General features: G+C 39.9%; 31 protein-coding genes and 1 tRNA gene. 26 read left to right on the top strand and 6 right to left on the bottom strand.

Features of this window, described 5'->3' with window-relative positions; translation table 11 throughout:
• Entirely contained in the window at positions 1-813 is an 813-nt protein-coding gene (gene pstB, locus NKR21_RS12480) for a phosphate ABC transporter ATP-binding protein PstB (protein WP_012010582.1), read from the top strand.
• Positions 814-827: 14 nt separating this feature from the next.
• Positions 828-1,610, top strand: coding sequence for a phosphate ABC transporter ATP-binding protein PstB (pstB, locus tag NKR21_RS12475; RefSeq protein ID WP_034661307.1), 783 nt, complete (start codon positions 828-830; stop codon positions 1,608-1,610).
• A 42-nt stretch (positions 1,611-1,652) separates the two neighbouring features.
• Here the strand turns inward: pstB (NKR21_RS12475) and NKR21_RS12470 are convergent, their stop codons facing one another.
• Both NKR21_RS12470 and NKR21_RS12465 read right to left on the bottom strand, forming a co-directional pair.
• Entirely contained in the window at positions 1,653-2,153 is a 501-nt protein-coding gene (locus NKR21_RS12470) for an endolytic transglycosylase MltG (protein ID WP_144457661.1), read from the bottom strand.
• Positions 2,150-2,497 (bottom strand): hypothetical protein, encoded by a 348-nt coding sequence (locus NKR21_RS12465; protein ID WP_003217285.1) that lies wholly within the window; start codon positions 2,495-2,497, stop codon positions 2,150-2,152. The genes NKR21_RS12470 and NKR21_RS12465 overlap by 4 nt, the downstream gene beginning before the upstream one ends.
• 419 nt (positions 2,498-2,916) lie before the next feature.
• On the opposite strand from NKR21_RS12465, the gene rpmG reads away from it, so the two are divergent.
• The 10 genes from rpmG (at position 2,917) to NKR21_RS12415 (ending at position 12,101) form a co-directional block, all read left to right on the top strand.
• The gene (rpmG, locus tag NKR21_RS12460; protein WP_012010579.1) at positions 2,917-3,066 is read left to right on the top strand and encodes a 50S ribosomal protein L33; all 150 of its coding nucleotides are present in this window, start codon (positions 2,917-2,919) and stop codon (positions 3,064-3,066) included.
• A gap of 48 nt (positions 3,067-3,114) precedes the next feature.
• On the top strand, positions 3,115-3,675 hold the full coding sequence (locus NKR21_RS12455; protein WP_088000378.1) for a 5-formyltetrahydrofolate cyclo-ligase: 561 nt from the start codon (positions 3,115-3,117) through the stop codon (positions 3,673-3,675).
• Between the two features lie 236 nt (positions 3,676-3,911).
• The gene (locus NKR21_RS12450; RefSeq protein ID WP_017367602.1) at positions 3,912-4,085 is read left to right on the top strand and encodes a hypothetical protein; all 174 of its coding nucleotides are present in this window, start codon (positions 3,912-3,914) and stop codon (positions 4,083-4,085) included.
• A gap of 86 nt (positions 4,086-4,171) precedes the next feature.
• The gene (locus NKR21_RS12445; protein ID WP_144457663.1) at positions 4,172-5,710 is read left to right on the top strand and encodes a rhomboid family intramembrane serine protease; all 1,539 of its coding nucleotides are present in this window, start codon (positions 4,172-4,174) and stop codon (positions 5,708-5,710) included.
• Between the two features lie 70 nt (positions 5,711-5,780).
• Complete coding sequence (locus NKR21_RS12440) at positions 5,781-5,984, top strand: YqgQ family protein (RefSeq protein WP_144457665.1); 204 nt, start codon at positions 5,781-5,783, stop codon at positions 5,982-5,984.
• Positions 5,985-5,997: 13 nt separating this feature from the next.
• A complete protein-coding gene (locus NKR21_RS12435; RefSeq protein WP_144457667.1) occupies positions 5,998-6,951 on the top strand; it encodes an ROK family glucokinase in 954 nt (317 codons plus the stop codon).
• Between the two features lie 213 nt (positions 6,952-7,164).
• Positions 7,165-9,084, top strand: a complete 1,920-nt coding sequence (locus NKR21_RS12430) for an LTA synthase family protein (protein WP_144457669.1) — start codon at positions 7,165-7,167, stop codon at positions 9,082-9,084.
• 86 nt (positions 9,085-9,170) lie between these two features.
• Entirely contained in the window at positions 9,171-10,295 is a 1,125-nt protein-coding gene (locus NKR21_RS12425; protein ID WP_144457671.1) for a M14 family metallopeptidase, read from the top strand.
• A 159-nt stretch (positions 10,296-10,454) separates the two neighbouring features.
• Positions 10,455-11,708 (top strand): MFS transporter, encoded by a 1,254-nt coding sequence (locus NKR21_RS12420; protein ID WP_144457673.1) that lies wholly within the window; start codon positions 10,455-10,457, stop codon positions 11,706-11,708.
• Positions 11,709-11,786: 78 nt separating this feature from the next.
• The gene (locus tag NKR21_RS12415) at positions 11,787-12,101 is read left to right on the top strand and encodes an MTH1187 family thiamine-binding protein (RefSeq protein ID WP_144457675.1); all 315 of its coding nucleotides are present in this window, start codon (positions 11,787-11,789) and stop codon (positions 12,099-12,101) included.
• A gap of 212 nt (positions 12,102-12,313) precedes the next feature.
• Here the strand turns inward: NKR21_RS12415 and NKR21_RS12410 are convergent, their stop codons facing one another.
• Positions 12,314-12,487, bottom strand: coding sequence for a DUF2759 domain-containing protein (locus NKR21_RS12410; protein WP_003217333.1), 174 nt, complete (start codon positions 12,485-12,487; stop codon positions 12,314-12,316).
• A 157-nt stretch (positions 12,488-12,644) separates the two neighbouring features.
• Here NKR21_RS12410 and NKR21_RS12405 point away from each other — a divergent pair, with 157 nt between their 5' ends.
• The gene (locus tag NKR21_RS12405; RefSeq protein WP_144457677.1) at positions 12,645-13,283 is read left to right on the top strand and encodes an MBL fold metallo-hydrolase; all 639 of its coding nucleotides are present in this window, start codon (positions 12,645-12,647) and stop codon (positions 13,281-13,283) included.
• Between the two features lie 46 nt (positions 13,284-13,329).
• Here the strand turns inward: NKR21_RS12405 and NKR21_RS12400 are convergent, their stop codons facing one another.
• Positions 13,330-13,572, bottom strand: a complete 243-nt coding sequence (locus NKR21_RS12400; RefSeq protein WP_003217440.1) for a DUF2626 domain-containing protein — start codon at positions 13,570-13,572, stop codon at positions 13,330-13,332.
• A 213-nt stretch (positions 13,573-13,785) separates the two neighbouring features.
• On the opposite strand from NKR21_RS12400, the gene NKR21_RS12395 reads away from it, so the two are divergent.
• Positions 13,786-14,166 carry a Spx/MgsR family RNA polymerase-binding regulatory protein gene (locus NKR21_RS12395; RefSeq protein WP_003217382.1) on the top strand — a complete coding sequence of 127 codons (381 nt, stop codon included), beginning with the start codon at positions 13,786-13,788 and terminating at the stop codon, positions 14,164-14,166.
• 53 nt (positions 14,167-14,219) lie between these two features.
• On the opposite strand, the gene NKR21_RS12390 is transcribed toward NKR21_RS12395, so the two are convergent.
• Positions 14,220-14,290: transfer RNA gene (locus NKR21_RS12390), tRNA-Gln, on the bottom strand.
• A gap of 98 nt (positions 14,291-14,388) precedes the next feature.
• Between NKR21_RS12390 and NKR21_RS12385 the strand changes: the two genes are divergently transcribed.
• The 9 genes from NKR21_RS12385 to NKR21_RS12345 all read left to right on the top strand — a co-directional run bounded on the left by NKR21_RS12385 (position 14,389) and on the right by NKR21_RS12345 (position 19,653).
• Positions 14,389-15,261 carry an STAS domain-containing protein gene (locus tag NKR21_RS12385; RefSeq protein WP_012010568.1) on the top strand — a complete coding sequence of 291 codons (873 nt, stop codon included), beginning with the start codon at positions 14,389-14,391 and terminating at the stop codon, positions 15,259-15,261.
• Between the two features lie 177 nt (positions 15,262-15,438).
• Positions 15,439-16,509 (top strand): competence type IV pilus ATPase ComGA, encoded by a 1,071-nt coding sequence (comGA, locus tag NKR21_RS12380; RefSeq protein WP_144457679.1) that lies wholly within the window; start codon positions 15,439-15,441, stop codon positions 16,507-16,509.
• Positions 16,451-17,530, top strand: coding sequence for a competence type IV pilus assembly protein ComGB (gene comGB, locus NKR21_RS12375; RefSeq protein WP_253602518.1), 1,080 nt, complete (start codon positions 16,451-16,453; stop codon positions 17,528-17,530). Before comGA ends, comGB begins: the two co-directional genes overlap by 59 nt.
• Before the next feature lie 16 nt (positions 17,531-17,546).
• Positions 17,547-17,840 (top strand): competence type IV pilus major pilin ComGC, encoded by a 294-nt coding sequence (gene comGC / locus NKR21_RS12370; protein WP_012010565.1) that lies wholly within the window; start codon positions 17,547-17,549, stop codon positions 17,838-17,840.
• Complete coding sequence (gene comGD, locus NKR21_RS12365) at positions 17,833-18,279, top strand: competence type IV pilus minor pilin ComGD (RefSeq protein ID WP_119125110.1); 447 nt, start codon at positions 17,833-17,835, stop codon at positions 18,277-18,279. The genes comGC and comGD overlap by 8 nt, the downstream gene beginning before the upstream one ends.
• Positions 18,263-18,580, top strand: coding sequence for a competence type IV pilus minor pilin ComGE (comGE, locus tag NKR21_RS12360; protein WP_144457681.1), 318 nt, complete (start codon positions 18,263-18,265; stop codon positions 18,578-18,580). Before comGD ends, comGE begins: the two co-directional genes overlap by 17 nt.
• Positions 18,519-19,019, top strand: coding sequence for a competence type IV pilus minor pilin ComGF (gene comGF / locus NKR21_RS12355; protein WP_162900856.1), 501 nt, complete (start codon positions 18,519-18,521; stop codon positions 19,017-19,019). Before comGE ends, comGF begins: the two co-directional genes overlap by 62 nt.
• Complete coding sequence (locus NKR21_RS12350; RefSeq protein WP_012010561.1) at positions 19,016-19,399, top strand: competence type IV pilus minor pilin ComGG; 384 nt, start codon at positions 19,016-19,018, stop codon at positions 19,397-19,399. Before comGF ends, NKR21_RS12350 begins: the two co-directional genes overlap by 4 nt.
• A gap of 59 nt (positions 19,400-19,458) precedes the next feature.
• Complete coding sequence (locus NKR21_RS12345; protein WP_012010560.1) at positions 19,459-19,653, top strand: YqzE family protein; 195 nt, start codon at positions 19,459-19,461, stop codon at positions 19,651-19,653.
• Between the two features lie 33 nt (positions 19,654-19,686).
• On the opposite strand, the gene NKR21_RS12340 is transcribed toward NKR21_RS12345, so the two are convergent.
• A complete protein-coding gene (locus NKR21_RS12340) occupies positions 19,687-19,965 on the bottom strand; it encodes a DUF3889 domain-containing protein (protein WP_061827416.1) in 279 nt (92 codons plus the stop codon).
• Between the two features lie 299 nt (positions 19,966-20,264).
• Here NKR21_RS12340 and tapA point away from each other — a divergent pair, with 299 nt between their 5' ends.
• From tapA to tasA, 3 genes are read left to right on the top strand one after another with little or no spacing between them, the layout of a single operon-like run.
• Positions 20,265-20,792: an amyloid fiber anchoring/assembly protein TapA gene (gene tapA / locus NKR21_RS12335; protein ID WP_144457683.1), complete on the top strand. Its 528-nt coding sequence runs from the start codon at positions 20,265-20,267 to the stop codon at positions 20,790-20,792.
• Positions 20,793-20,843: 51 nt separating this feature from the next.
• On the top strand, positions 20,844-21,416 hold the full coding sequence (gene sipW / locus NKR21_RS12330; RefSeq protein ID WP_144457685.1) for a signal peptidase I SipW: 573 nt from the start codon (positions 20,844-20,846) through the stop codon (positions 21,414-21,416).
• Between the two features lie 57 nt (positions 21,417-21,473).
• On the top strand, positions 21,474-22,274 hold the full coding sequence (gene tasA / locus NKR21_RS12325) for a biofilm matrix protein TasA (protein WP_119125106.1): 801 nt from the start codon (positions 21,474-21,476) through the stop codon (positions 22,272-22,274).
• Positions 22,275-22,297 lie beyond the last annotated feature (23 nt).

The following is a 22,297-nucleotide window of genomic DNA, read 5'->3' as shown; positions in this document are numbered from 1 at the left end:
ATGGTTCAAATGCTAGCAGAAAAAAAAGAGATTGCAGCGAAAAAGGCTCCACTTCAAGCGGAACAGATTTTACATGTGCAGGATTTAAGCATTTATTATGGTGAGAAAAGAGCGGTCAATCACATTTCATTCGAGATTGAGAAGAATGCGATCACCGCATTAATCGGCCCATCCGGCTGCGGGAAGTCTACCTTTTTACGTAGCATTAACCGGATGAACGATTTAATTCCAGGTGCGAAAAGTGAAGGGGCGATCATGTACGAAGGATTAAATATTTTGGATGACCGTATTAATGTCGTGAATTTAAGAAGAGAAATCGGGATGGTCTTCCAAAAACCAAATCCTTTTCCTAAATCGATCTACAATAACATCACCCATGCGTTAAAGTATGCTGGGGAAAAAAGAAAATCTGTGCTTGATGATGCGGTTGAAGAAAGCTTAACAAAGGCGGCGTTGTGGGATGAGGTCAAAGACCGTTTGCACCGATCCGCTTTGTCATTGTCAGGCGGTCAGCAGCAGCGCCTTTGTATTGCACGTACACTTGCGATGAAACCAAGTGTTTTGCTATTAGATGAACCAGCTTCTGCCCTAGACCCTATCTCAAATGCGAAAATTGAAGAGCTATTAGGTGAATTGAAAAATGATTATTCAATCGTCATTGTGACACACAACATGCAGCAAGCGCTCCGTGTATCTGATCGTACGGCCTTTTTCTTAAACGGAGATCTAGTAGAATATGATGCCACAGAACGTATCTTTACACGTCCTGCGCAGCAAAAAACAGAAGACTATATCAATGGTCGATTTGGATAAGGCGGGTGGATTTGATGAATGCAGTAGCAACTGAAACAGCAAAAAAAGAAGTGTTTCGTGTGAATGATATGAACCTTTGGTATGGACAGCATCATGCATTGAAGCATATTGACTTAGCGATTAGAGAGCATGAAGTCACAGCGATTATCGGCCCGTCTGGCTGCGGAAAGTCAACGTTTATTAAAACGTTAAATCTTATGGTCAAAACAGTGCCAGGTGTGAAAATCACCGGGGATATGATGTATAAAGATGACAACATTTTAAAAGGTCGTGTCGATTTAGTCGAGCTGCGTAAAAATGTCGGTATGGTGTTTCAAAAAGGGAATCCATTCCCTCAGTCAATTTTTGATAATGTCGTATACGGACCAAGAATTCATGGAGTTAAGAGCAAGCAGCAATTGAAAGAAATCGCGGAAAAAGCGCTTCGAGATGTTGCCCTATGGGATGAAGTGAAAGATCGATTAAGTGCTCCCGCTCTTGGCCTTTCTGGTGGTCAGCAGCAGCGTCTTTGTATCGCAAGAGCCATTGCTACAAGCCCAGACATCTTATTAATGGATGAACCAACATCAGCACTTGATCCTGTTTCGACATTAAAGATTGAAGAATTGATTATGAAATTGAAAGAGAAATATACGATTGCCATTGTGACGCATAACATGCAGCAAGCGGCTCGGGTATCAGACCGAACGGCATTCTTCTTAATGGGGGAGCTTGTTGAAGTCAATGATACAAATGTGATGTTTTCTGAGCCAAACGATCAAAGAACGAATGATTATATATCTGGTCGATTTGGATAAGAAAAACCCCCTGGAGGTCAGTGCCGCCAGGGGGTTTTGTTGTTATTTTGTTAAGGCTTTGACGATCTGTTTAAACGTCATTCCTGTTTTTAAATTGAATTTGCCTGCACGAATTTCTTTATGGTAACCGGCGTCAATCACGTAATCATTGAAATCTTTAGACGAGTTGATGATGCCGTCCTTTTCAAGCATGTCTGAAACATCACTTGTACTCATACCGTTTTTAATCACAAATTTGATTGATTTGCCTTTAGGCTTGTCCTCTTTTTGTTGATCATTCTTAGAATCGCCGTCTTCATTTGCCTTCAGCGCTTTTTCCTTATAGTCAAGAAGCTGTTGGTACGTTTCGCGGCTGACAGTGACTTCTTTTTTGGAGTCTAAATAGTTTTTCACGTCTTTGTCTGTTACTTTCTGTGCGAGGGTTTCTTTTGTTGTTGTATCAGCTGCTGCCTCGTCTTTTCCAGTGAGGAAAAAAACGATCGCCAGAACCCCAGTTGCAAGAATCATACCTGCTGCAAACGTTTGGATGCTTTTTTTCGTCATACAAGCACCCTCTCGTTGTCTTTAATGATCATATTGACATCTTCTACAGATACATGCTCAGCGCGCGCAATGGCTTCAGGAGACATGCCATTTTGATGCTTTGAAATGATCTGTCTTGCAATGGAAGGATCAATTTCAGAATGTTTGCGAACGACGATGTTTGTTTCAAGTAATTCTTCTTCAAGCACTTTCATTTTCTTTTTCAGTTTATAGATTTCTTGCATTGCAGATAGTTGAAGTGTTTCAAGTTCCTGCTCGACTTCTTTAATCGGCTCTCTTTGAAAATATGAGAATGCGATCAGTACAATACTGACAACAAGCAATCCGATAATTGCAATTTCCATGTTTCATCACCTTTTATTCATATTTTAATGCTGAAAGCCATAAAAGGCTTTCAATATTGTTTCAGACAGTTTTCGACCCTTCTTTTTTATACCATAAAAAAGCTAGTTTCAAAAGGAATTGCTGAAGAAAATCACCTTTTTTTCATCTTTTTTCTTTTTATATGTAAAACGGGTATGAAAACCATGCTTCGCTGTCAAAATAAATGAAAGCGGCGGGGGAAGAGGGGTCTCATGTATACAGTACGACAAAGGGTCAGGTTTTATAGGGGAGAAGATGATTTTTCATGACATAACCATGCGATATATCAGTGAATGCACTCAAAATGAAATTGGTGAAAAAACATTCTAGCATTCCTAAGCTAGAAGTGGTATTATAGTTAGGTCTGAATGTGAATTGATTTTAGTTTGGAGGGAAAAATATGCGCGTAAATATTACTCTAGCTTGCACTGAATGCGGTGAGCGTAACTATATTACTAAAAAGAATAAGCGAAACAATCCAGATCGCGTTGAATTCAAAAAGTATTGCTCACGTGATAAAAAACAAACTGTACATCGTGAAACAAAGTAAGCAGCAGGGAATTTTCCTGCTGTTTTTTTATGATGGGAGATGATCTGTATGAAAAAGGAGCTTCGCCTTCAAACATTAGCCAAGCTTGATCAGATAAGCGCTGAAGAATTTGAGCGCAGTACCGCTTTACTTCATGAGCACTTATTGCAGCTGCCAGCATGGAAACAGGCAAAAACGATTGCTTTGACAATGTCTAGAGGAAAAGAGATTCCGACATTGCCTCTGATTAAAAAAGCGTGGGAAGAAGGAAAAACAGTATGTATCCCTACCTGCTTTCCGAAAACAAAAGAGATGACCTTTTATGAATATACACCCGCAACAAAGATGACATCCAGCTACTTTGGACTATTGGAGCCCGATCCTCTTGAGTCTACAGTTGTACATAAAGAAGCCATCGATTTGATCATTGTCCCTGGGGTGTGCTTCGATCAACGTGGTTACCGGATTGGATTTGGTGGCGGCTATTATGATCGCTACTTAGCGGACTATCACGGAGTAACGATTGCCCTCTGTTTGTCTTTACAGCAAATCAAGCATGTGCCCTCAGAAGCACACGACATACCGGTATCTATGATGGTCAGTGAAAAAGGCACGTTCTATCAAAGGTAAAAGTCCGCTCATTGTCCAAAGAACGGGCTTTTTTGTGTTTCATCGAAATTGTAAGCTGCCTCATACGTTCAAGGATTTAATCGACCATCATCAGAGTGTGAAGAGGTCTATTACATTCAATCAAAAGAACGAGGGATTAGATTGTAAAAGCAGAAAGCATTGTCAGCGATAAAAATGATGGTTCATGCATAAACAAATCCTATTTAAGCCACGATACGAACATAGGAGGGAATATGATGAATAAAATGATTTGGAGCATTGTTTTCACATTGTTTGCATTCGTTCTCGTGCAAAATCGTTATCGGCTCATGAATTTGATTTTAGGTCAAAACCAAGTGCGTCACTTTTTTATTAAGTGGCTGATGAAAATCCCATATTTTCGGACGAAATTTATTCGCCAAGCATTCTAATCCCGCAGATGCCGGGATTTTTTTGTTCAGAAATGCGGATTAGAACGATTCTTGTTATAATAATGTAAAAAATGGAGCGCGAATGAATGAATGTCATAGATAGTTTATTTTGGCGAGTTGTTGATGAATTAAGACAAAAAGGGTACGAGATGGTTCAAAGTCCGTATCCAGAAGATGAAATATTTTTCGAAGCACCACGAAACTCAGGATATGATCTTATCCGTCTATATAGAAAAGATGTGAATTTTAGACAGGAGATCGTTCGAGATATTGAAGAGCAGACGTATCGGATGAATCAACTGAGAGAGGCCATGCGTAAACGATCTCTTCATCTCTTACAGCTCCAATTTACAGCTGACCACCCTGTAGATGATTGGGAGGACCTAAACGGTCAGCCGCAAAAACATCAAAAGGTGACCGTTACACCTGTATTACTGAATGCAGATACTCTTCAACACGACGTGAACGAGCTGCAAAAATGGCTCAATACATCGCTGAAAGTGGATGTAGAAGAGGCAAAAAGAGACGCAGCCGAAGATGTCATCCAGCTTAAAGTGAACGTACTTCAAGCATTTGATGATCAGGAAAAGCAGCGTGAACGAGAACGGGCCGTTTTTCAAAATGGCAGACCGATTTTCACCTACCTGCTCATCGCTGTTCAAGTGGTGATGTTTCTTTTACTTGAACTATTTGGCGGAAGTACCAATACGGCAACTTTAACAGCGTTTGGTGCTAAAAATAATGGGCTGATCTTAGAGGGAGAATGGTGGCGCCTGATGACACCAATGTTTTTGCACATTGGCTTGACGCACTTACTCTTTAATACATTTGCTCTTTGGTCTGTAGGAGCGGCTGTGGAGAGAATTTATGGCTCATGGCGATTTTTGCTCATCTATTTCATTTCCGGCATTTTCGGTTCAATCGCGAGTTTTGTCTTTAATACCGCCATTGCAGCCGGTGCATCAGGTGCAATTTTTGGATGCTTAGGTGCACTATTATATTTGGCAATCTCTAACCGCAAGCTCTTCTTTCGGACGATGGGGACAAATATTATTGTGATTATCCTCATCAATTTAGGAATCGGCTTTACCGTATCAGGTATTGATAACGCGGGGCACCTTGGCGGTCTGGTTGGCGGTTTTTTAGCTGCTTTAGCTGTCCGTCTCCCTAAACAGGTGCAGCCTGTCAAGATGTTTCTTGCTAGTATTGTACTACTGCTGATTGGTGGTTTTGGATTGTATACAGGGTTTCATTCAGACGATCAAAAGGAAGCAGCGGCAGTAAATGAGGCAGCAAGTCTATTTGACGATAAGAACTATAGCGAAGCAAGTAAGCGTCTAGAGGAATATGTACATCAAAAAGATGCATCAGCCGAGGCTCTCCATATATATGCACTATCGGAAGCGCAGCTCGGACACCTTGACAAAGCGATTGGCTTTTTACAAAGGTCACTTAAAAAAGATCCAGATGATCCAAATAAACTGTATCATTTATCGTTGTTGTACGTAGAAAAAGGGGAGACAGCGAAAGCAGAAGATCTAATAGAAAAAGGATTAGACCAAGATCCAAAAAATGATCAATTTTTAAAGCTGAAACAATATATTGAAAACACGCAAACACATTGAATGACTTGACTGAAAGCGCATTTATGAATACGCTTATCCTATCTGTTGATGAGAAGAAATGGTGGAAACAATGAAAACGTTATATGATGTACAGCAGCTACTCATGAGATTTGGAAATTATGTGTATTTCGGAGATCGTGAAGTGGAATTAGAATTTATGGCAGATGAACTAAAGGAAATGTATACATCGGGCATTATTGACCGAACTGAATGGTCAAACGCAATGACGATTCTTCAAATGGAACTAGCGAAATTAAATCGAAATACAATGTGAAGGTGGAGGGCATATGATAGGGGATTGGTTTGTAGGGGTTGATCTTGGCGGTACGACAATTAAGCTTGCGTTCATTAATCTATATGGTGAAATTCAGCATAAGTGGGAGATTCCTACGGATAAATCAGGGCAGACGATCACAGTCGATATTGCCAAATCAATAGACCGCAAATTGGTCGAAATCAGTATGCCCAAATCAGCACTGATTGGGATTGGAATGGGTGCACCTGGGCCTGTAGATAAAGTATCTGGGATTGTCTATAAAACAACGAATCTAGGCTGGACAAACTATCCACTCAAAGATCACCTAGAGGCAGAGACAGGACTTCCATCTGTCATCGAAAATGATGCGAATATTGCTGCACTCGGTGAAATGTGGAAGGGTGCAGGCGATGGGGCAAAAAATATCCTGATGGTCACACTTGGTACAGGTGTTGGCGGCGGCATTATTGTAAATGGTGAAGTTGTTCAAGGTGAAACAGGGGCTGGCGGAGAAATTGGCCATATTTGTGCCGTTCCATTCCAAGGAGCACCGTGTAACTGCGGAAGAACGGGCTGTATTGAAACGATTGCATCTGCGACTGGCATCGTCCGGCTTGCAAAGGATAAATTAGTCACAGAGCAGCATACCTCTTCACTTGGTACAGTCACGTCACTGACTGCAAAGGATGTGTTTCAGGCAGCTGAAAGTGGAGATGACCTTGCCATGCGTGTCGTAGAAGAAGTGACGACTCATCTTGGTCTTGTCTTAGCGAATCTTGCCAGTGCGTTAAACCCAACAAAAATTGTGATTGGCGGCGGTGTTTCAAAAGCAGGTGAGCTTCTTCGTAGTAAAGTAGAGAACGTTGTTAAATATCACGCATTTCCGCCTTGCGCTGATGATGTCGAAGTCGTGATTGCCTCACTTGGTAACGATGCAGGTGTCATCGGCGGTGCATGGATGGCAAAAAACAAATGGTTGTCTTAAACAAAAAAGTCATCATGATGTCATTTTCATTAAAAAAAGCGATAGATGGGCATGAAATGAAATGTTTAGCATATTCATAAGTTTGTCATGAGGAAAAAGACATTGATTTTCCAGCACATACAGGATAAGATATAGTTTAGTTATTTTTGAAGAAGCACCAATAATTAGGGTGTATCCCTAGCTTGAGTGCTCGCTTAGCATAAGGAGGTTACAATGCGAAAGAAAAGATTAAAGGCGATTTCATTTTTACTGATTGCGACTTTGCTCATGTGGGTCAAAACCTATGTTATCTATAAATCTAGCTTCAATATTAAAATAGAAAATTTCATGCAGGAGTTTATCCTGTTTATTAACCCGCTTAGCTTTCTCTTGTTTATTTTCGGTATCGGTTTATTTATGAAAGAAAAAAATCGCAATCGATATATCATCGTCATGAGCTTTATTTTGACATTCATTTTGTTAGCTAACATTGTGTTTTATCGATTCTATAGTGATTTTCTAACCATCCCCGTCCTATTTCAAACAAACAATATGGGTGACCTCGGGTCAAGTATTACCTCTTTAATTGAACCAGTCGATTTATTGATGTTCGTGGATATCATCATTTTAATGTGGCTCTATAAAAAACAGCCTTCCTTTAGAACGGATATCACCATTTCACGAAAAGAACGAGCAGCGTATTATTTATTTGTGGCAGCCACTTTCTTCTTTAACCTAGGTTTGGCTGAAACAGAAAGACCGGAACTGCTCACCCGCTCATTTGACCGTGAGATGTTGGTGAAAAATATTAGCTTATATAATTTCCATATTTATGATGGCGTGTTGCAATCGAAGCAATCTGCTCAACGAGCCCTTGCTGACAGCAATAGCTTAACGGAAATAGAAAACTATGTAAGCGCAAATCAAACTGATCGTAATGAAAAGACGTTTGGTCAAGCTAAAGGACGAAATGTCATCCTTGTCTCACTTGAGTCTACTCAGAGCTTTGTGGTCAATGAAAAATTAAATGGGAAAGAAATTACCCCATTTCTAAACAAACTAATCAAGAAAAGTTACAACTTTACTAATTTCTATCATCAAACAGGTCAAGGAAAAACATCAGACTCGGAGTTTATTGTTGATAACTCTCTCTACCCACTTGGAAGAGGGGCTGTGTTCTTCACAAACCCAAGTAATGAATATACAGCGACACCTGAGCTGTTAAAGGATGAAGGGTACCATTCTTCTGTTATTCATGCGAATAACAAAAGTTTCTGGAACCGTGACCTCATCTACGATAGCTTTGGCTACGACAAGTTTTTTGATATTAAATCATTTGATGTGAATGAAGAGAACTCAGTTGGCTGGGGCTTGAAAGATGTTCCATTCTTTGAACAGTCAGCGGAATTGATGAAATCGATCCCGCAGCCGTTCTATACGAGATTGATTACATTAACGAATCACTTCCCATTTGATTTAGATGAAGAAGATAAACTTATTGATGAATATGATTCTAAGAGCAAAACGTTAAACAAGTTCTTTCCGACAGTGCGATATCAAGATGAGGCGCTGAAGATTTTCTTTGAAAAAATGAAGGAAACAGGTTTGTACGAAAACTCCATCTTTGTTTTATATGGGGATCACTATGGAATTTCAGAAAACCATAACGAAGCAATGGGACAATTTTTAAATAAAGAGATTACGCCATTTGAAGAAGTACAGCTTCAAAAAGTGCCATTTGTTGTACACATTCCAGGGATCACAGATCAACATCCAAAAGAAATTGATACGGTAGGCGGACAAATTGATATTCGTCCAACTATACTCAATCTTTTAGGAGTCGATACAAGTAAACAAATTCAATTTGGTCATGATCTTTTATCAAAAGATAAGAATGATTTAACGGTGCTTCGTGATGGCAGCTTTATTACGAAGGACAGTGTTTTCACAGATGGTGTTTGCTACAATAAAAAAACGGGTGAGCCAAGAGATGATGAGACTGTTTGTCAATCTTATGAAGAGAAGGCAAAGCAAGAGCTCCAATTCTCTGATCAGATTATCTACGGGGATCTCCTTAGATTTTATGACCGGAACAGCCCGGACCATTCTCCATCCAAAAAAGAAGATGAAACGAAGCTGAAAAAGGCGTCCTAACATATGAGAAAACCTCTGTTATTTTTACATGCAGAGGTTTTCTTTTTTTGTCTGCCAGTTCATATAGTATGGGAGGAGGGATGTAAATGAAGACAACGTCGTTTGGGAAAATTGAATGGCAGCTGGATGAAGAGGAAAAGGATCATGTGGCAAAGCAGCTAGGGATAGGGAATGCGGCTTTCCATTTATCCAATCAAATAAGCACTGAGTATCTCCTTTTACCAGGATATCGACTTCCGGAAGGCATCCATTCATTTTCTTCCATAGGTGAGCTGCAGAAATTTATTGCGCCTTACAGGCTGCAGCAATCGGATGAATGGATCAATGGAACCTTTGAATATGATAGTGCTCAATTAGAAGAAGAGCTAAGCCGGTTGAAAGCCGCATTTCCTTTTCTTCAAATCAGTGTCATAGGTCATTCAGTGCTTGATACACCTATTTATGAAATCCGAACAGAGCCTGTTCAGCATTTACATTCTATTCATTTGAATGCCTCTTTTCATGCAAATGAGTGGATCACGACGTCAGTTTTAATAAAATGGATGAAATCGCTTTGTTTAGCTGCATCTGATCCGGTACAAGCAAGACATCATGAAGCGATTCATATTTTGCGAACCACGGCTCTCTCCATCGTACCTATGGTCAATCCAGATGGTGTGGACCTCGTACGGAATGGTCCAGAGTCACTAGGTCTCAGCAGTGAAGAATTTACACCGCTACTTGGAAGATATGCTGATTACCAAGAATGGAAAGCAAATATAAGAGGGGTGGATTTGAACAATCAATTTCCTGCTTATTGGGAGATCGAATACTACCGTCATGAGACGAAGGCTCCGTCTAATCGAGGTTTTCCTGGATATCAGCCGCTAACAGAGCCAGAAGCGAAAGCGATGGCAAATCTAGCGTTACGAAAACGCTTTGACCGGCTTGTTGCTCTCCATACACAAGGAGAAGAGATATACTGGGGCTTTCTTGGTCATGAACCAGCCATCTCAAAAGAAACGGTCAAACGATTCGAGCAAGTAAGCGGCTATAAACCAGTTCAATATCTTGATAGCTATGCAGGCTATCGCGATTGGTTTATTTATCAATGTCACAATGAGGCCTATACAGTCGAGCTTGGCTTAGGAAAAAATCCTCTTTCCATGAATCAATTCGACACCATTTATGAGAAAACAAAGCGGTTGTTATGGGAAGCATGTAAGTGTTAAAAAAGCACCTGTCAGGTGCTTTTTTACATTTGATCATGAAGCAATTTCTTATTGTCAATAAAAAATAATGATAGGGTAATTGACGAAGGCCACCTTGTGAGCTATTGTGAAAGGTGTGGATGTAAAAAAAAGGATATGTTTTTAGGGAGATGTCGATTATTGAGTGCTCAAAGTCTGTGGAAAAGGAATTTCTCTTACTTATTTATGTCTAAAATGTGCAAAATAACAGCTGATAGTTTATCTTTCAACACCATCTTGTGGCTTTTAGTACTAGGCGGAAAAGGGGCAATTGGAACAGCCTTTTTTATTGCGGTTAGCTTTGTTCCGCAAGCTATTGTTGGGCCGCTAATTACCCCAATGATGAAGCCGCATCAACTGAAATTTTGGATGTGTTTTGCTGATTTAACTAGAGGAGCAATCATTCTTGTGATCGTCATCAGTTACTTTTATGGTTTTACGCCACTAGCACTTGTTATTGGCTGTATGCTGCTTCATTCGGCAACTGGTGGCTCCTACGAACCGGCCTCTGTATCCATTATTCCAAAGCTTGTCCATGAGGACCTCATACAAAAAGCGAATGCAACCATCCAATCAGCAAGTCATGTAGTCAGGCTTGTGACGGTTACGGTTTGTGGGGTCATGATTGCGTTTGTAGGAGTAGGATATACAATGCTCGTGATCATTCCTCTTTATCTCTTATCCGCTTTACTCGTAGTCATCATTACATATGAAACAGAAATCATCATCGATCAAGCCAAAAAAGGGCTATCATACGGAAAAAGATTGATTCGAGGATTTTCACTTGTGAGAAAGCATCATATTTTGTTTCCATTGGCGATTTTTTGTGTTTGTTCGAACTTTGCTGCCGCACCATGGGAAGCATTGTCTGTTATTTATTTAACAGAGGATTTACATAGTGGACCCGTGATCTATTCATTGATTAAAGTCACAACGGCACTAGGTGCATTCTTGATGGGGTTTGTTTTGACAAAGGTAAAAGTGAACCGGTATGGGCTGCTGTTTATAGGTGCCGGGATTGTTGACGGAATTTCGTTCTTTATCACAGGCATGAACGCATTTTTACCACTTGTATTTATATCAGCTTTTGCATTAGGTGCCGCCATCAGTGCAGTCAACGTGCCTGAACATACAATGATTCAATTGTCAGTAAAAGCAGAGGATCAGCCGCAAGTGTATGCAATTATCAATATGATTTCCTTCTTCATGATCCCATTAGGCGCTCTCATTGGCGGCTATATGGCAACACAATTTGGGTCAGGCTACGTTATAGCGGCTGGCGGCATCATTGAAGCTGTGTCAGGGATATGCCTGCTGCTATTCACAAACATTGGGAAGGTAGAGAGGTCGGATTTGACGATAGAACGAGACAAACCTTCTTTAAATGCAACGTGAGCGTGGCATGATGGATTGTGAATAGGTTACAATGAGGACGAGAAAACATGAGGAATTCAATAGAAAGGGGCAATAAACATGGCCATAGCAGATGTCACGATCATTCCAATTGGTACTGAAACACCAAGTGTCAGTGCTTATGTAGCAGATGTACAAAGAATTTTAGAAGGTTTTCAAAAAGAAGGGAAAATCAATTATCAATTAACACCAATGAATACGTTAATTGAAGGTAAGCTACCCGTTTTATTTGAAGTCATTCAACGCATTCATGAAGCACCTTTTGAAAAGGGATTGCACCGCGTAGCGACCAATATTCGCATAGATGACAGGCGGGATCAAACCACAACGCTTACAAGCAAAATAGAAAGCGTGAATAAGCATTTGAATCAATAAAAAAAGCCTGCTCTAGCATGTAGATAAACCCTCGCATTCTTTGTCAGGTCTGCGCTCCGATGCTCACGAATGTCAAATTCGCTCCGCTTCGGTACTCGCCCTTTCTAGACTGCAAAGGTTTTCATATCACGCTGAAAAGAAGACAAAGGGCTAAAATAAAAACCATTTTAGCTCTTTTTCAATCATTTAAAAAGCCTGCAAATAGCAGGCTTTTAATGTGCAGTTGGATAACCGCTATAGATGATGGTCATGACAGTAAACCAGCCAAAAACCAAAAATGTTGCGCCAGCAAAAGCGATGGCAAGTACATTCACTTTTTTTAGTGAACGATAGATTCCGAGTGCAGCTAAAATTGTGACTAGACCAAAAATAATGACGAGCATCATGTGAAAGTCCCCCTTTGTCATCAATCCCCTTGATTTCCTTTCTTTTCATTTTAACCGTTTTCATAAAGCTTGTCGAGTAGATTCCAGTTGACGATTGTTTGAATTTTTATTGTGTAGCCTTCATAATAAAAAAGAATGAATAAAGTAGGTGATGAAAATGAATTGGAGAAGAATGCCACTAGGCTATGTACAAGCGAATGCGTATATTTGGAAAAATGAGAACGGAGAATGCTTAATCTTTGATCCAGGCGGTGAAGCACATAAGCTGATTTCATATGTAAAAGAGAAACAGCTCACACCGCTTGCTGTTTTACTGACACATGCTCATTTTGATCATATCGGTGCCGCAGATGAGGTGCGCGCAGAGTGGGGAGTGCCACTCTATGTACACGAGAATGAAAAAGAATGGCTCACGAACGCTGAATTAAACGGTTCAGCTCGATTGATTGGGAATGGAATAACGGTTAAAGAAGCTGAAAAATTAATTACGTCAGAAGGAACTCTTCAAATTGGATCGTTTACATTAGAGATGTTCCACACTCCTGGGCATTCGCCAGGCAGTGTATCTTACTATTCGGCGGAAGAAGGATTTGTGATTTCTGGTGACACGCTATTTGAAGGCGGCATCGGGAGAACAGATTTAGTAGGGGGCAGTCAAGAAGTGCTGCTTCAATCAATTCATAACAAATTATTGTCATTACCAGAATCAACTCTTGTTTTAAGTGGACATGGCGGTGAAACGACTGTACTCACGGAGCAGGAACAAAATCCATTTATCAATGGTTTTTCTCTTTAAATGTATGAAAAAAAGCATCTCTTTTGATAGAGATGCTTTTTTTCAATTAATGTCCGGTACCGGGAACCATGATGAAAATCGAATAATATGTAAATCCGGCAAAGAAAATCGTCAAGTACGCTCCGAAAATGTAAATATACATTCTTTCGGATAAATTCAAGTAGGATAAAAATACAAAAAGAACGGTTTGACCGAAGAACAGCAACGATGCATCTTTCATATGCCCTAAATAGAACATGACAGCAAAAATACCCGTCCAAAAGCCAAGCACGCGGAACATGCGATTCATTTCTTTCCCTCCCCTTAAAAAAACCCCTTTGATTCATATTATAGCTGATCACCACTTGTTATGTAAACATTTACATTTTTGACAACGTGTGAACATTTATTTTACAAGTAGAAAAAATTTTTTTGAAAAAGTGATCAAAACGTGTTTATGCTGAAATACATGAGGGTACTTACTCCATAAGAGAAAAGGTTAACGACCTAAGGAGGAAGACTAATGAGTGACATTACTTTTTATTCATACCCGAGCTGCACGTCTTGCCGTAAAACAAAACATTGGCTAAAGGCGAATCAAATTGATTTTAAAGAGCGTCACCTTTTCAGAGAAACGCCAACCCTAGAAGAATTAAAAAAGATCCTTTCCTTAACAACAGAAGGAATGGATGAAATTTTAGCCACACGAAGCCAGGCTTTTAAAAGCTTAAATTTAAATATTAATGATTTAAAAGTAAACGAGGTTCTTCAACTTCTCATTGAAAAACCAAAACTGCTCCGAAGACCAATTATCATTGATGGAAATAAGTTGGTAGTAGGGTATAATCCCGGAGAACTCATGAAATTATCAAAAAAGAAAGCGATTCATCAATCAGTTTCCTAATAAAAACGAAGATCAGCTGAAACATTGTTCAGCCGTCTTCGTTTTTGTGCTGACTGGGCTAGCTGGGTTCGAACCAACGATCACGGAGTCAAAGTCCATTGCCTTACCACTTGGCTATAGCCCAATATCAAATGTGTAATGATATTGTTCACCATCTACGGTCATTTATACATAAAAGTTGTATGTCACGAGTTTTAAGTGAAAAAGGAGCGGAAGAAGTAAATGAAGAATGAAAAATCTAAGCAATTATATGAATTTATCCTAAAAGAAGCCCCTGTCATGACCGAAGAATGGCTAAAGACAAGAACAGAAGAAGGCTCATTATATTCTAAGCATGCTTCAGAGGAAACGGAAAAGAAGCTGAAGGAACAGAACACAGCATTTATTCAAACCATTGCAGCAACACTTGTGACGCTGTCAGATAAAGTAGAAAACCATTTGAAAAAGTGGTCTGTTGATATCGCCCGTGATCGAGCAGTGCACGAGGTGCCGTTATATGAAATCATTGGACAATTTAAGATCTTCCGCCACATTTTCTGTTCGAGAATCGAGACATTCACCCAAGAAACAGAGCTTGAAGTAACCTTGCAAGACGTGTGTCAGTGGAATCAGCACTTTCACGCCACATTTGATGATATGATTGAGCGTTTATCAGAAGAATATGACCGTGTGACCCTTAGTCAGCTGAATGCACAAAGAGAGATGATTCAAGAGCTGAGTGCTCCTGTTATTCCAGTATCAAAGGAAATCGGGATTTTGCCACTGATCGGAGAAATCGATACGTACCGGGCCAAAATCATTCTGGAATCCGTGCTAGAACAGGCTTCAAGACTTCGTCTAACGCATTTATTTATTGATATATCTGGTGTACCGGTCGTTGATACGATGGTTGCTTATCAGCTGTTTAAAGTGGTGGATAGCGCGAAGTTACTTGGAATTGAGACGATTATATCAGGGATTCGCCCAGAGATCGCTCAAACTGTAGTGAAACTCGGCATTGATTTCTCAAAAGTAAATACTGAACACAGCCTTGCAAAAGCGTTAGAAAAAAGAGGATTTCGTATCTTTGAAGAGCAGCAACAAGAAGCAACATGATCAAAAAACCTGTACTTGTAAAAGTCAGGTTTTTTTATATGCACTTTTTTAAAAAATCACGTTTTCCATCGCAAGCTGATGATTTTTTCGTTTGATTAGGCGTTAAAAAGTAAAATTGCACTTTTGTCAGACAGATTCCTCCGACTTACAATATGGTCAGAGAAGGGAGTGAACCATTTGTATGGGATTGAATATTTAGGACAAGAGCTGCTAGAAGAAGCATGCCGCATGAGAGCATCTGATGTGCACATTGTTCCAAAGGAAAAGGAAGCGTCGGTATCTTTCCGCGTAGACTCAGATTTAATCCAGCAGCGAACCATTGATAAAAAAACCGGCGAGCGGCTCATTGCTCATTTTAAATTTTTATCTTCTATGGATATCGGGGAAAAAAGGAGACCGCAAAATGGGTCATTAGCTGTGATGCTAAGAAGCGGCCAGGTGTTTATTCGAATGTCTACCTTACCAACTGTAAATGATGAGAGTTTAGTGATTAGAATATTGCCACAGGATCATGTTCCGAAAATAAAACATCTGTCACTATTTCCGAAAGCCTCCACCAGATTATTATCGTTTTTGAATCATTCGCATGGGCTGATTTTATTTACCGGTCCAACCAATTCAGGGAAAACAACAACCCTCTATTCATTGATCCAGTTTGCAAAAAAGAATTTCAATCGAAATATTATTACACTTGAAGATCCAGTAGAAACAAGAAATGAAGAAGTGTTACAGGTTCAAGTAAATGAAAAAGCCGGCATCACATATGCCGCAGGATTACGTGCTATTTTAAGGCATGATCCAGATATGATTGTGCTAGGAGAAATAAGAGATGCTGAAACGGCCCGAACGGCAATTAGAGCAGCGCTGACAGGCCATTTAGTGATGAGTACACTCCATGCGAAAAATGCAAAAGGAGCCCTTTATCGTATGCTTGAATTTGGTGTCACAATGAATGAACTTGAACAAACAATGGTGGCGATTGCTGCGCAGCGATTAATTGATCTCACCTGTCCTTTTTGCGGAGAAACATGTCAGCTTTACTGTAAATTAAATCGACCGGTCAGACGAACAAATGTATTTGAACTGCTGTTCGGAAAAGAGCTTGGTGAGTGTATTAAGGAGGCAAAAGGAGAATATGCGCACTCGTCATATGAAACACTGCAAAGATTAATTCGTAAAGGAGTGGCACTTGGCTATTTATCGAAAAACACCTATCATCGCTGGGTTTATGAAGAAGCAAGCCTCTAAAGCGTGGTCTAAAAAGGATCAAGCGGAATGTCTATCAAAACTTTCTCAATTGATTCAGGCTGGATATACATTGATTGAGGCATTAACAATGGTGAATATTCAGTTGTCGAATAAACAGCAGCAACAATTAACACCGGGCATTCAGTGGTTGCTCGAAGGGGAGCCTTTTTATATTGTGCTAGAAAAACTCCAATTTCAGCGGGAAGTCATCGCCATTTTAAGTTTCTCCGAAAAGCATGGCAGTCTAGCAACAGCACTTGAACAAAGCGCACGGTTTTTAGAGAAAAAAATCAAACAGACAGACACGTTTAAACGCATGTTACGTTACCCGATTTTCCTCATCTTTACGGTTTTGATCGTGCTCATTCTTGTTCAGCAAATGATCATTCCTCAATTTTCTCTCTTGTACTCCTCGATGGATACCCGAATGTCATGGTTGATTCAAGGTATGTTTGGACTTTTCCAATTGCTGCATGTATCTCTCCTTCTCATTGGCTGTGCGTGTATTTGTCTGACTGGATACTATACGTTCTTTTTTAGGAAAAAATCCACCCTTGAGAAGCTGAGAGTACTCAGCAGATTTCCTTTTTTATATAAAGGAATGCGGCTCATGCATACGTACCTTTTCTCTCTACAGTTAAGCGGACTGCTTCAGGCTGGATTATCGATGTACGAGAGCTTGCTAGCTTTTAAGCAGCAAAGCTACTTACCCTTTCTTCAAGAAATATCAGTACAGATGATTGAAGAGTTAAGAAAAGGAGAGAGCATGGCATATCAAGTGAGCATTTCTCCATTTTTTGAAAAACATTTTGCAGCTGTCATCGAGCATGGTGAAGCGAGCGGAATGCTTGCAAGAGAAATGTACACGTACAGCCAATTTCTATTAGAGAATGCAGAGCTAAAAATTGAAAAATGGGTGTCGTGGCTGCAGCCGGTTATCTATGGTCTGACGGCAATTCTAATACTCATTGTGTATTTATCTATTCTTTTACCAATGTATCAACTGATGGAACAAGTGTAAGAAGGAGGACAAAGCCATGAATGATAAAGGATTTACTCTGTTAGAAATGTTAATTGTCATGCTTGTGATTTCAATTCTTTTACTTATTACCATTCCGAATATCACTCGTCATCATCAAACGATTCAAGCAAAGGGCTGTGAAGGGCTTAAATCAATGGTAAGCACACAGGTGATGGCATATGAATTAGAGCACGATGGCAGAACACCATCTTTAGCTGAATTAGAAAAAGAAGGCTATGTCAAAAAGGGATTAACGTGTCCTAATGGAAAAGCGATTGTCATTCAAAACGGCCATGTGAAGCATGAATAAATTAATTTTTCATGAGAAGGGTTTTACCCTCATAGAACAGCTAATGATTTTACTGGTTCTATCGATTCTAATGTTGATCATAGGAGTGAAAATCCCAAATGTAATAGAAGGCGCTGAAGCGAAAAGACAAGTGAACATCATGAAACAGGATTTTCAATTGGCTGCTTATACTGCATTTGTTAAAAAAACACGTGTGTATGTGGAATTCCATCTGCCACATGTATCGTATCAAGTAATCGATCAAAAGGATGGTGAAGTCATTGCTTCTTTTCAGCATCAAAAAGGAAGCATTAAGGCTTCTACATTTCCACAAGGTATCTATTTTAATGTTAACGGACATCCGAGCAGCGGCGGGTCTCTTATCATTCAATTTGGCAGCCAAACGTATAAGCTCACGATCTATTTAGGAAGCGGGCGAATCCATGTTCAAAAGCAATAGAGGGTTTAGTACGATTGAAACGCTGTTTGCTTGTCATATCTTCCTATTTGCAGCCCTTGTGCTTATGCCAGCCTATGAAAAAATCATGATAGGGAAAAAGGAAGTAAGAGCCAAACTTGAAGCTTACCAAATTTTGCATGAACAGATGAATGAATCGTTCATAGATGGTACAAAATCTTCTGTCAAAAAGAAGCGAGGCGACATCACTTATGTATTCAATTGGGATAAAGAGAAGGGATGTGTATCATACAACTTACACAAAAAGCAGACCATATGCTTTCACCAGACTGATGAACGGTGAACAAGGTTTTACGCTTGTCCAGGCTCTATGGCAATTGCAGCTATTTTTGTTCCTTTCTTTTGGCTGTGTCCTGCTCTTTTCAACAGCTTCGAAAGCTCATCCTTTTGAAGAGATGAACCGATTCTCACAAATGGAGTGGAAACAGACTGTCCTGCAATTAGATGAAGAATTAAGCCGAGCAACGGCTATTCGATCGGTGCAAGGAGGTAAAGCGTTAGAATATGTATCTGATAAAGGGCGAGTCGTAACGATTGAGCCATATCAAGAGATGCTTCGAAAGAGAATGGATCAGGCAGGCCATCTTCCTTTATTACAAAAGGTGAAAGAATGTCGCGTGAGGACTAATCAGTATAGGGCTATTCTTAAAGTTACAGATGAATCTGGTAAGGTGTATGAAGCCGTTTTTTTCATATATAAAGGAGTGGTTCCTACATTGTGAAAAGGGAAGGAGGATTTATTTATCCGCAAGTACTGGCTGTGATTCTATTTTTTCTTTTGATCCTAGGGGCGATGACGATTGGGTTTCAAAAAGAGCTGAGAAGTGTAGAGCTGACGATTTCGTTTTATAAAAAACAGCAGCTTTTCCGGGTGGGGGTGAGTGAAGCTGTCCGTACATTACATCATTTGTGTGAAAAGCAGCATACCCCTATTGACACTGAAGAAGGCCGAGTGACATTAAAGCAGGTGACATGTGATCAAAAGAAAAATCGTATCAGCATGTTAGTTAGTGTGAAAACAAAAGATGGTTTATCAGATGAACGGGAACTCGTGCTGGATGGGCAGACCGGTGAAATCATGAGATGGGCAAACCGTGAATAGCCAGTGTATAAAATGATCCTCTTCCTGGTAACACTTGAAGAAAGAAGAGGTGAATGTGCTTGAAAACCAATGACTATGTAAAATATATGACGCAGGAAATCATTAAATATATGAATACACCGCGAGACGAACGGAAGGAACATAAACAAGAGAAATTGCAAACGAAACCGCCATTTTCACAGCGTTTATTTGGGGTTTTGCCGTTTGGATTTTCAATGATGCTAAAAAAACGTAAACGACATCGTCAAAAGTAAAAAGCCGCCAGCAGGCGGTTTTTTTATGCCTCTTTAGCTATATTCTTCTACAACAATCACTTTATTGACCTTGTTTGAGTAAGGGTTATAAGAAATAGTGACATATACCCCAAATTCTTTGGTGTGGTCTTTTAACGTAATATGATACTGTTTCACAGATTCCTTCTCACGATGACGATCCCATACTTTTTGTTTGAATAAGACTTGCGTTAGCGGATATCGTTTCTTTGCTTCTTTGACTGCCCGTGTTTCCCATTGATCTGCTGCGGCAAGGAAACCTCTAGCATCCGCAGGATTGGCGTCTAGTATCATAGGACCAAATAGTAAACTGAGCATGATTATCAGCTTTCCATATTTCACTTCACATCACCTCATCTACTATTATTCTGACCAAATGATGCACTTTTATGTAAATTTTTAAGAAGTACAAATGTCACACAAAAAAATATTGAATACGGCGAAAGAATGAGAAAATGGAAGAAATTTCTCGTAATCATTCTTGTTTAAGAACAAAATGGACTAATTTGACGTTTTGGGTTTTATAGGTATTTCCTTATACTGTATATAATCGTTCTTTTTAAAGAACAATCGTTCAAGGAGTTGGAGAATGAATGAAACAGTCGCTCTTTGTACTCTTTTGTGCCATTTTTTTGATCTTCACGTCTCTCTTGATCTCAACAACGAACGCTTCGTTTAACGATGTTGAGCACTCAAACTTTGTCATGAAAATATGTGAAAATTTTGAACAAACAGATCAGCATTGTCAGCCTATCAATTGGGATAGAAGTGATTTGGAACTCATCGATCAAACAATGATCAAAGGAACAGTCTGCGCCCCTCAAAGCTTGAGCATGACATTAAAAAATAGTGGACAACCTATTGCACACTCTGAATGGAAATGGGAATTACATAAAGTGAAAAGCGAGCAGAAGCCGTTACAAGATGGTCATATTCTTGAAAAAGGCTCTATACAGTCCCTTCTTTCACAAGAAACAACCACTGTCACGACAGATAAAGCAAAAACGAATGGAATTTATGCGTTTAAAATCTATTATCCTAAAGGTTTTGAAGGATCTGAAGAGGCATTTATATGGTCTAAACCTATACAGCTCGCAAAGTGTCCAGAAAAGGTATCTTAAATGGAGCTGTCTTTGAAATGAAATAATGATAGGTAAAGGGGAGAAGAGGTCATGAAAAAATGGATGAAGATGTCAGGAAGTATTCTGTATGTGGTGGTATTCACGGTGATGATTGCATGTATTATTGTCGTATTGTCATCAAGAACGACAGGAGGAGATCCTCAAATTTTTGGTTATCAATTCAAGCAAGTATTATCTGGCTCAATGGAACCGGAATTTTCGACTGGCTCACTCATTGTCGTAAAAGAAGTGACTTCACCGGAGTCGCTTAAAAAAGGAGATATTATCACGTTTCAAACGAAGCAGGACCAGTCATATGTGACCCACCGAATTGTTGGGGTGAAAGGCAAGGGATCAAATAAAGCCTTTGAGACGAAAGGTGATCAGAATATGTATCAGGACGGCACACTAGTAAAAGCGGAGCAGGTGACTGCGCAGTATACGGGTGTGAACATTCCTTATGCAGGAAAGCTTCTTTCGTATGCAGGAACTTCGGCTGGAACCGCGTTGCTGCTCATTATACCAGGTGTGATGCTGCTCGTTTATTCAACTCTTCATTTTGTGGGAGCTGCAAAACATCGAAGACACACGGCTGATTTACAGATGTCAGAGGAACAAGCTTAAATTTTCGTTTGTAACCTAATTAGGTTTCAATAAAACAATTTATTAGGGGGTTCATTCATGGCAAAGAAAAGGTCAATTCGTTTAGGTGTATTATCAGGGGCTTTAGGCCTGGCATTAATCGGTGGGGGGACATGGGCGGCGTTTAATGATATAGAAACGGCAAATGCGGTCTACTCGACAGGAGAGCTAGATTTATCTGCAAAAGAGAACTCCGGCGCCATCAACCTTTCAAACTTAAAACCTGGTGATCGCATCAAGAAGGAATTTAATTTTGAAAATAAAGGATCACTTGCGATCAATCAAGTGCTGATGAGTCTTGATTACAGCCAGTATCAGGATGGAGCTTCCGCAAAAAATGGCGGTAAGAATACAGCTGAAGAATTTCTTAGTCAGTTTCAGGTGAGTGTTCTGACGGTTGGAGCCGAAGGTGGAAATGGTTATCCGAAAAATATTATCTTAGACGCTGCAAACCTGCTTGACTTGCATCAACTAACGGCAAAACAGGATCAGACCGCATTTGAAAAGCTTCGTCATGCCGTTGATGAGAAGTTTTTACATGAAAGTGGGAAGATTAATGTAGCAACTGTTGATGGAACAGTGGCTCCAGAGTATGACGGTATTCCAAAGAACCCGTTTGATTACGATAAAATGGAAATGATCATTGAATTTGTCAATGACCAGACGAAGGATAAAGATGGTCACTATATCCAAAATAAATACCAAGGCGATGCGATTCAAATTGATCTTTCCTTCGAAGCGACTCAGTGGAATGGTTTAACGATCAATCCCAAAAAGCATACGGATGAAAAAGGCTACGTGAAAGAAAACGAAAAAGCACACAGCGAAGATAAAAAATAAAGCCAGTCTTTAGGCTGATATCA

The sequence above is a fragment of the Bacillus sp. 1735sda2 genome (genome assembly GCF_024159245.1).
In the GTDB taxonomy this organism is placed as follows: Bacteria; Bacillota; Bacilli; order Bacillales; family Bacillaceae; genus Bacillus; species Bacillus pumilus_O.
The sequence above is the reverse complement of the archived record's forward strand: the minus strand, read 5'-3'. Positions and strand labels throughout refer to the sequence as shown.

Excerpts from the sequence above, each read along its gene's own strand:
- pstB (WP_012010582.1), top strand. The coding sequence starts at position 1 with ATGGTTCAAATGCTAGCAGAAAAAAAAGAGATTGCAGCGAAAAAGGCT.
- pstB (WP_034661307.1), top strand. The coding sequence starts at position 828 with ATGAATGCAGTAGCAACTGAAACAGCAAAAAAAGAAGTGTTTCGTGTG.
- NKR21_RS12470 (WP_144457661.1), bottom strand. The coding sequence starts at position 2,153 with ATGACGAAAAAAAGCATCCAAACGTTTGCAGCAGGTATGATTCTTGCA.
- NKR21_RS12465 (WP_003217285.1), bottom strand. The coding sequence starts at position 2,497 with ATGGAAATTGCAATTATCGGATTGCTTGTTGTCAGTATTGTACTGATC.
- rpmG (WP_012010579.1), top strand. The coding sequence starts at position 2,917 with ATGCGCGTAAATATTACTCTAGCTTGCACTGAATGCGGTGAGCGTAAC.
- NKR21_RS12455 (WP_088000378.1), top strand. The coding sequence starts at position 3,115 with ATGAAAAAGGAGCTTCGCCTTCAAACATTAGCCAAGCTTGATCAGATA.
- NKR21_RS12450 (WP_017367602.1), top strand. The coding sequence starts at position 3,912 with ATGAATAAAATGATTTGGAGCATTGTTTTCACATTGTTTGCATTCGTT.
- NKR21_RS12445 (WP_144457663.1), top strand. The coding sequence starts at position 4,172 with ATGAATGTCATAGATAGTTTATTTTGGCGAGTTGTTGATGAATTAAGA.
- NKR21_RS12440 (WP_144457665.1), top strand. The coding sequence starts at position 5,781 with ATGAAAACGTTATATGATGTACAGCAGCTACTCATGAGATTTGGAAAT.
- NKR21_RS12435 (WP_144457667.1), top strand. The coding sequence starts at position 5,998 with ATGATAGGGGATTGGTTTGTAGGGGTTGATCTTGGCGGTACGACAATT.
- NKR21_RS12430 (WP_144457669.1), top strand. The coding sequence starts at position 7,165 with ATGCGAAAGAAAAGATTAAAGGCGATTTCATTTTTACTGATTGCGACT.
- NKR21_RS12425 (WP_144457671.1), top strand. The coding sequence starts at position 9,171 with ATGAAGACAACGTCGTTTGGGAAAATTGAATGGCAGCTGGATGAAGAG.
- NKR21_RS12415 (WP_144457675.1), top strand. The coding sequence starts at position 11,787 with ATGGCCATAGCAGATGTCACGATCATTCCAATTGGTACTGAAACACCA.
- NKR21_RS12410 (WP_003217333.1), bottom strand. The coding sequence starts at position 12,487 with ATGATGCTCGTCATTATTTTTGGTCTAGTCACAATTTTAGCTGCACTC.
- NKR21_RS12405 (WP_144457677.1), top strand. The coding sequence starts at position 12,645 with ATGAATTGGAGAAGAATGCCACTAGGCTATGTACAAGCGAATGCGTAT.
- NKR21_RS12400 (WP_003217440.1), bottom strand. The coding sequence starts at position 13,572 with ATGAATCGCATGTTCCGCGTGCTTGGCTTTTGGACGGGTATTTTTGCT.
- NKR21_RS12395 (WP_003217382.1), top strand. The coding sequence starts at position 13,786 with ATGAGTGACATTACTTTTTATTCATACCCGAGCTGCACGTCTTGCCGT.
- NKR21_RS12385 (WP_012010568.1), top strand. The coding sequence starts at position 14,389 with ATGAAGAATGAAAAATCTAAGCAATTATATGAATTTATCCTAAAAGAA.
- comGC (WP_012010565.1), top strand. The coding sequence starts at position 17,547 with ATGAATGATAAAGGATTTACTCTGTTAGAAATGTTAATTGTCATGCTT.
- comGD (WP_119125110.1), top strand. The coding sequence starts at position 17,833 with ATGAATAAATTAATTTTTCATGAGAAGGGTTTTACCCTCATAGAACAG.
- comGE (WP_144457681.1), top strand. The coding sequence starts at position 18,263 with ATGTTCAAAAGCAATAGAGGGTTTAGTACGATTGAAACGCTGTTTGCT.
- NKR21_RS12340 (WP_061827416.1), bottom strand. The coding sequence starts at position 19,965 with ATGATACTAGACGCCAATCCTGCGGATGCTAGAGGTTTCCTTGCCGCA.
- tapA (WP_144457683.1), top strand. The coding sequence starts at position 20,265 with ATGAAACAGTCGCTCTTTGTACTCTTTTGTGCCATTTTTTTGATCTTC.
- sipW (WP_144457685.1), top strand. The coding sequence starts at position 20,844 with ATGAAAAAATGGATGAAGATGTCAGGAAGTATTCTGTATGTGGTGGTA.
- tasA (WP_119125106.1), top strand. The coding sequence starts at position 21,474 with ATGGCAAAGAAAAGGTCAATTCGTTTAGGTGTATTATCAGGGGCTTTA.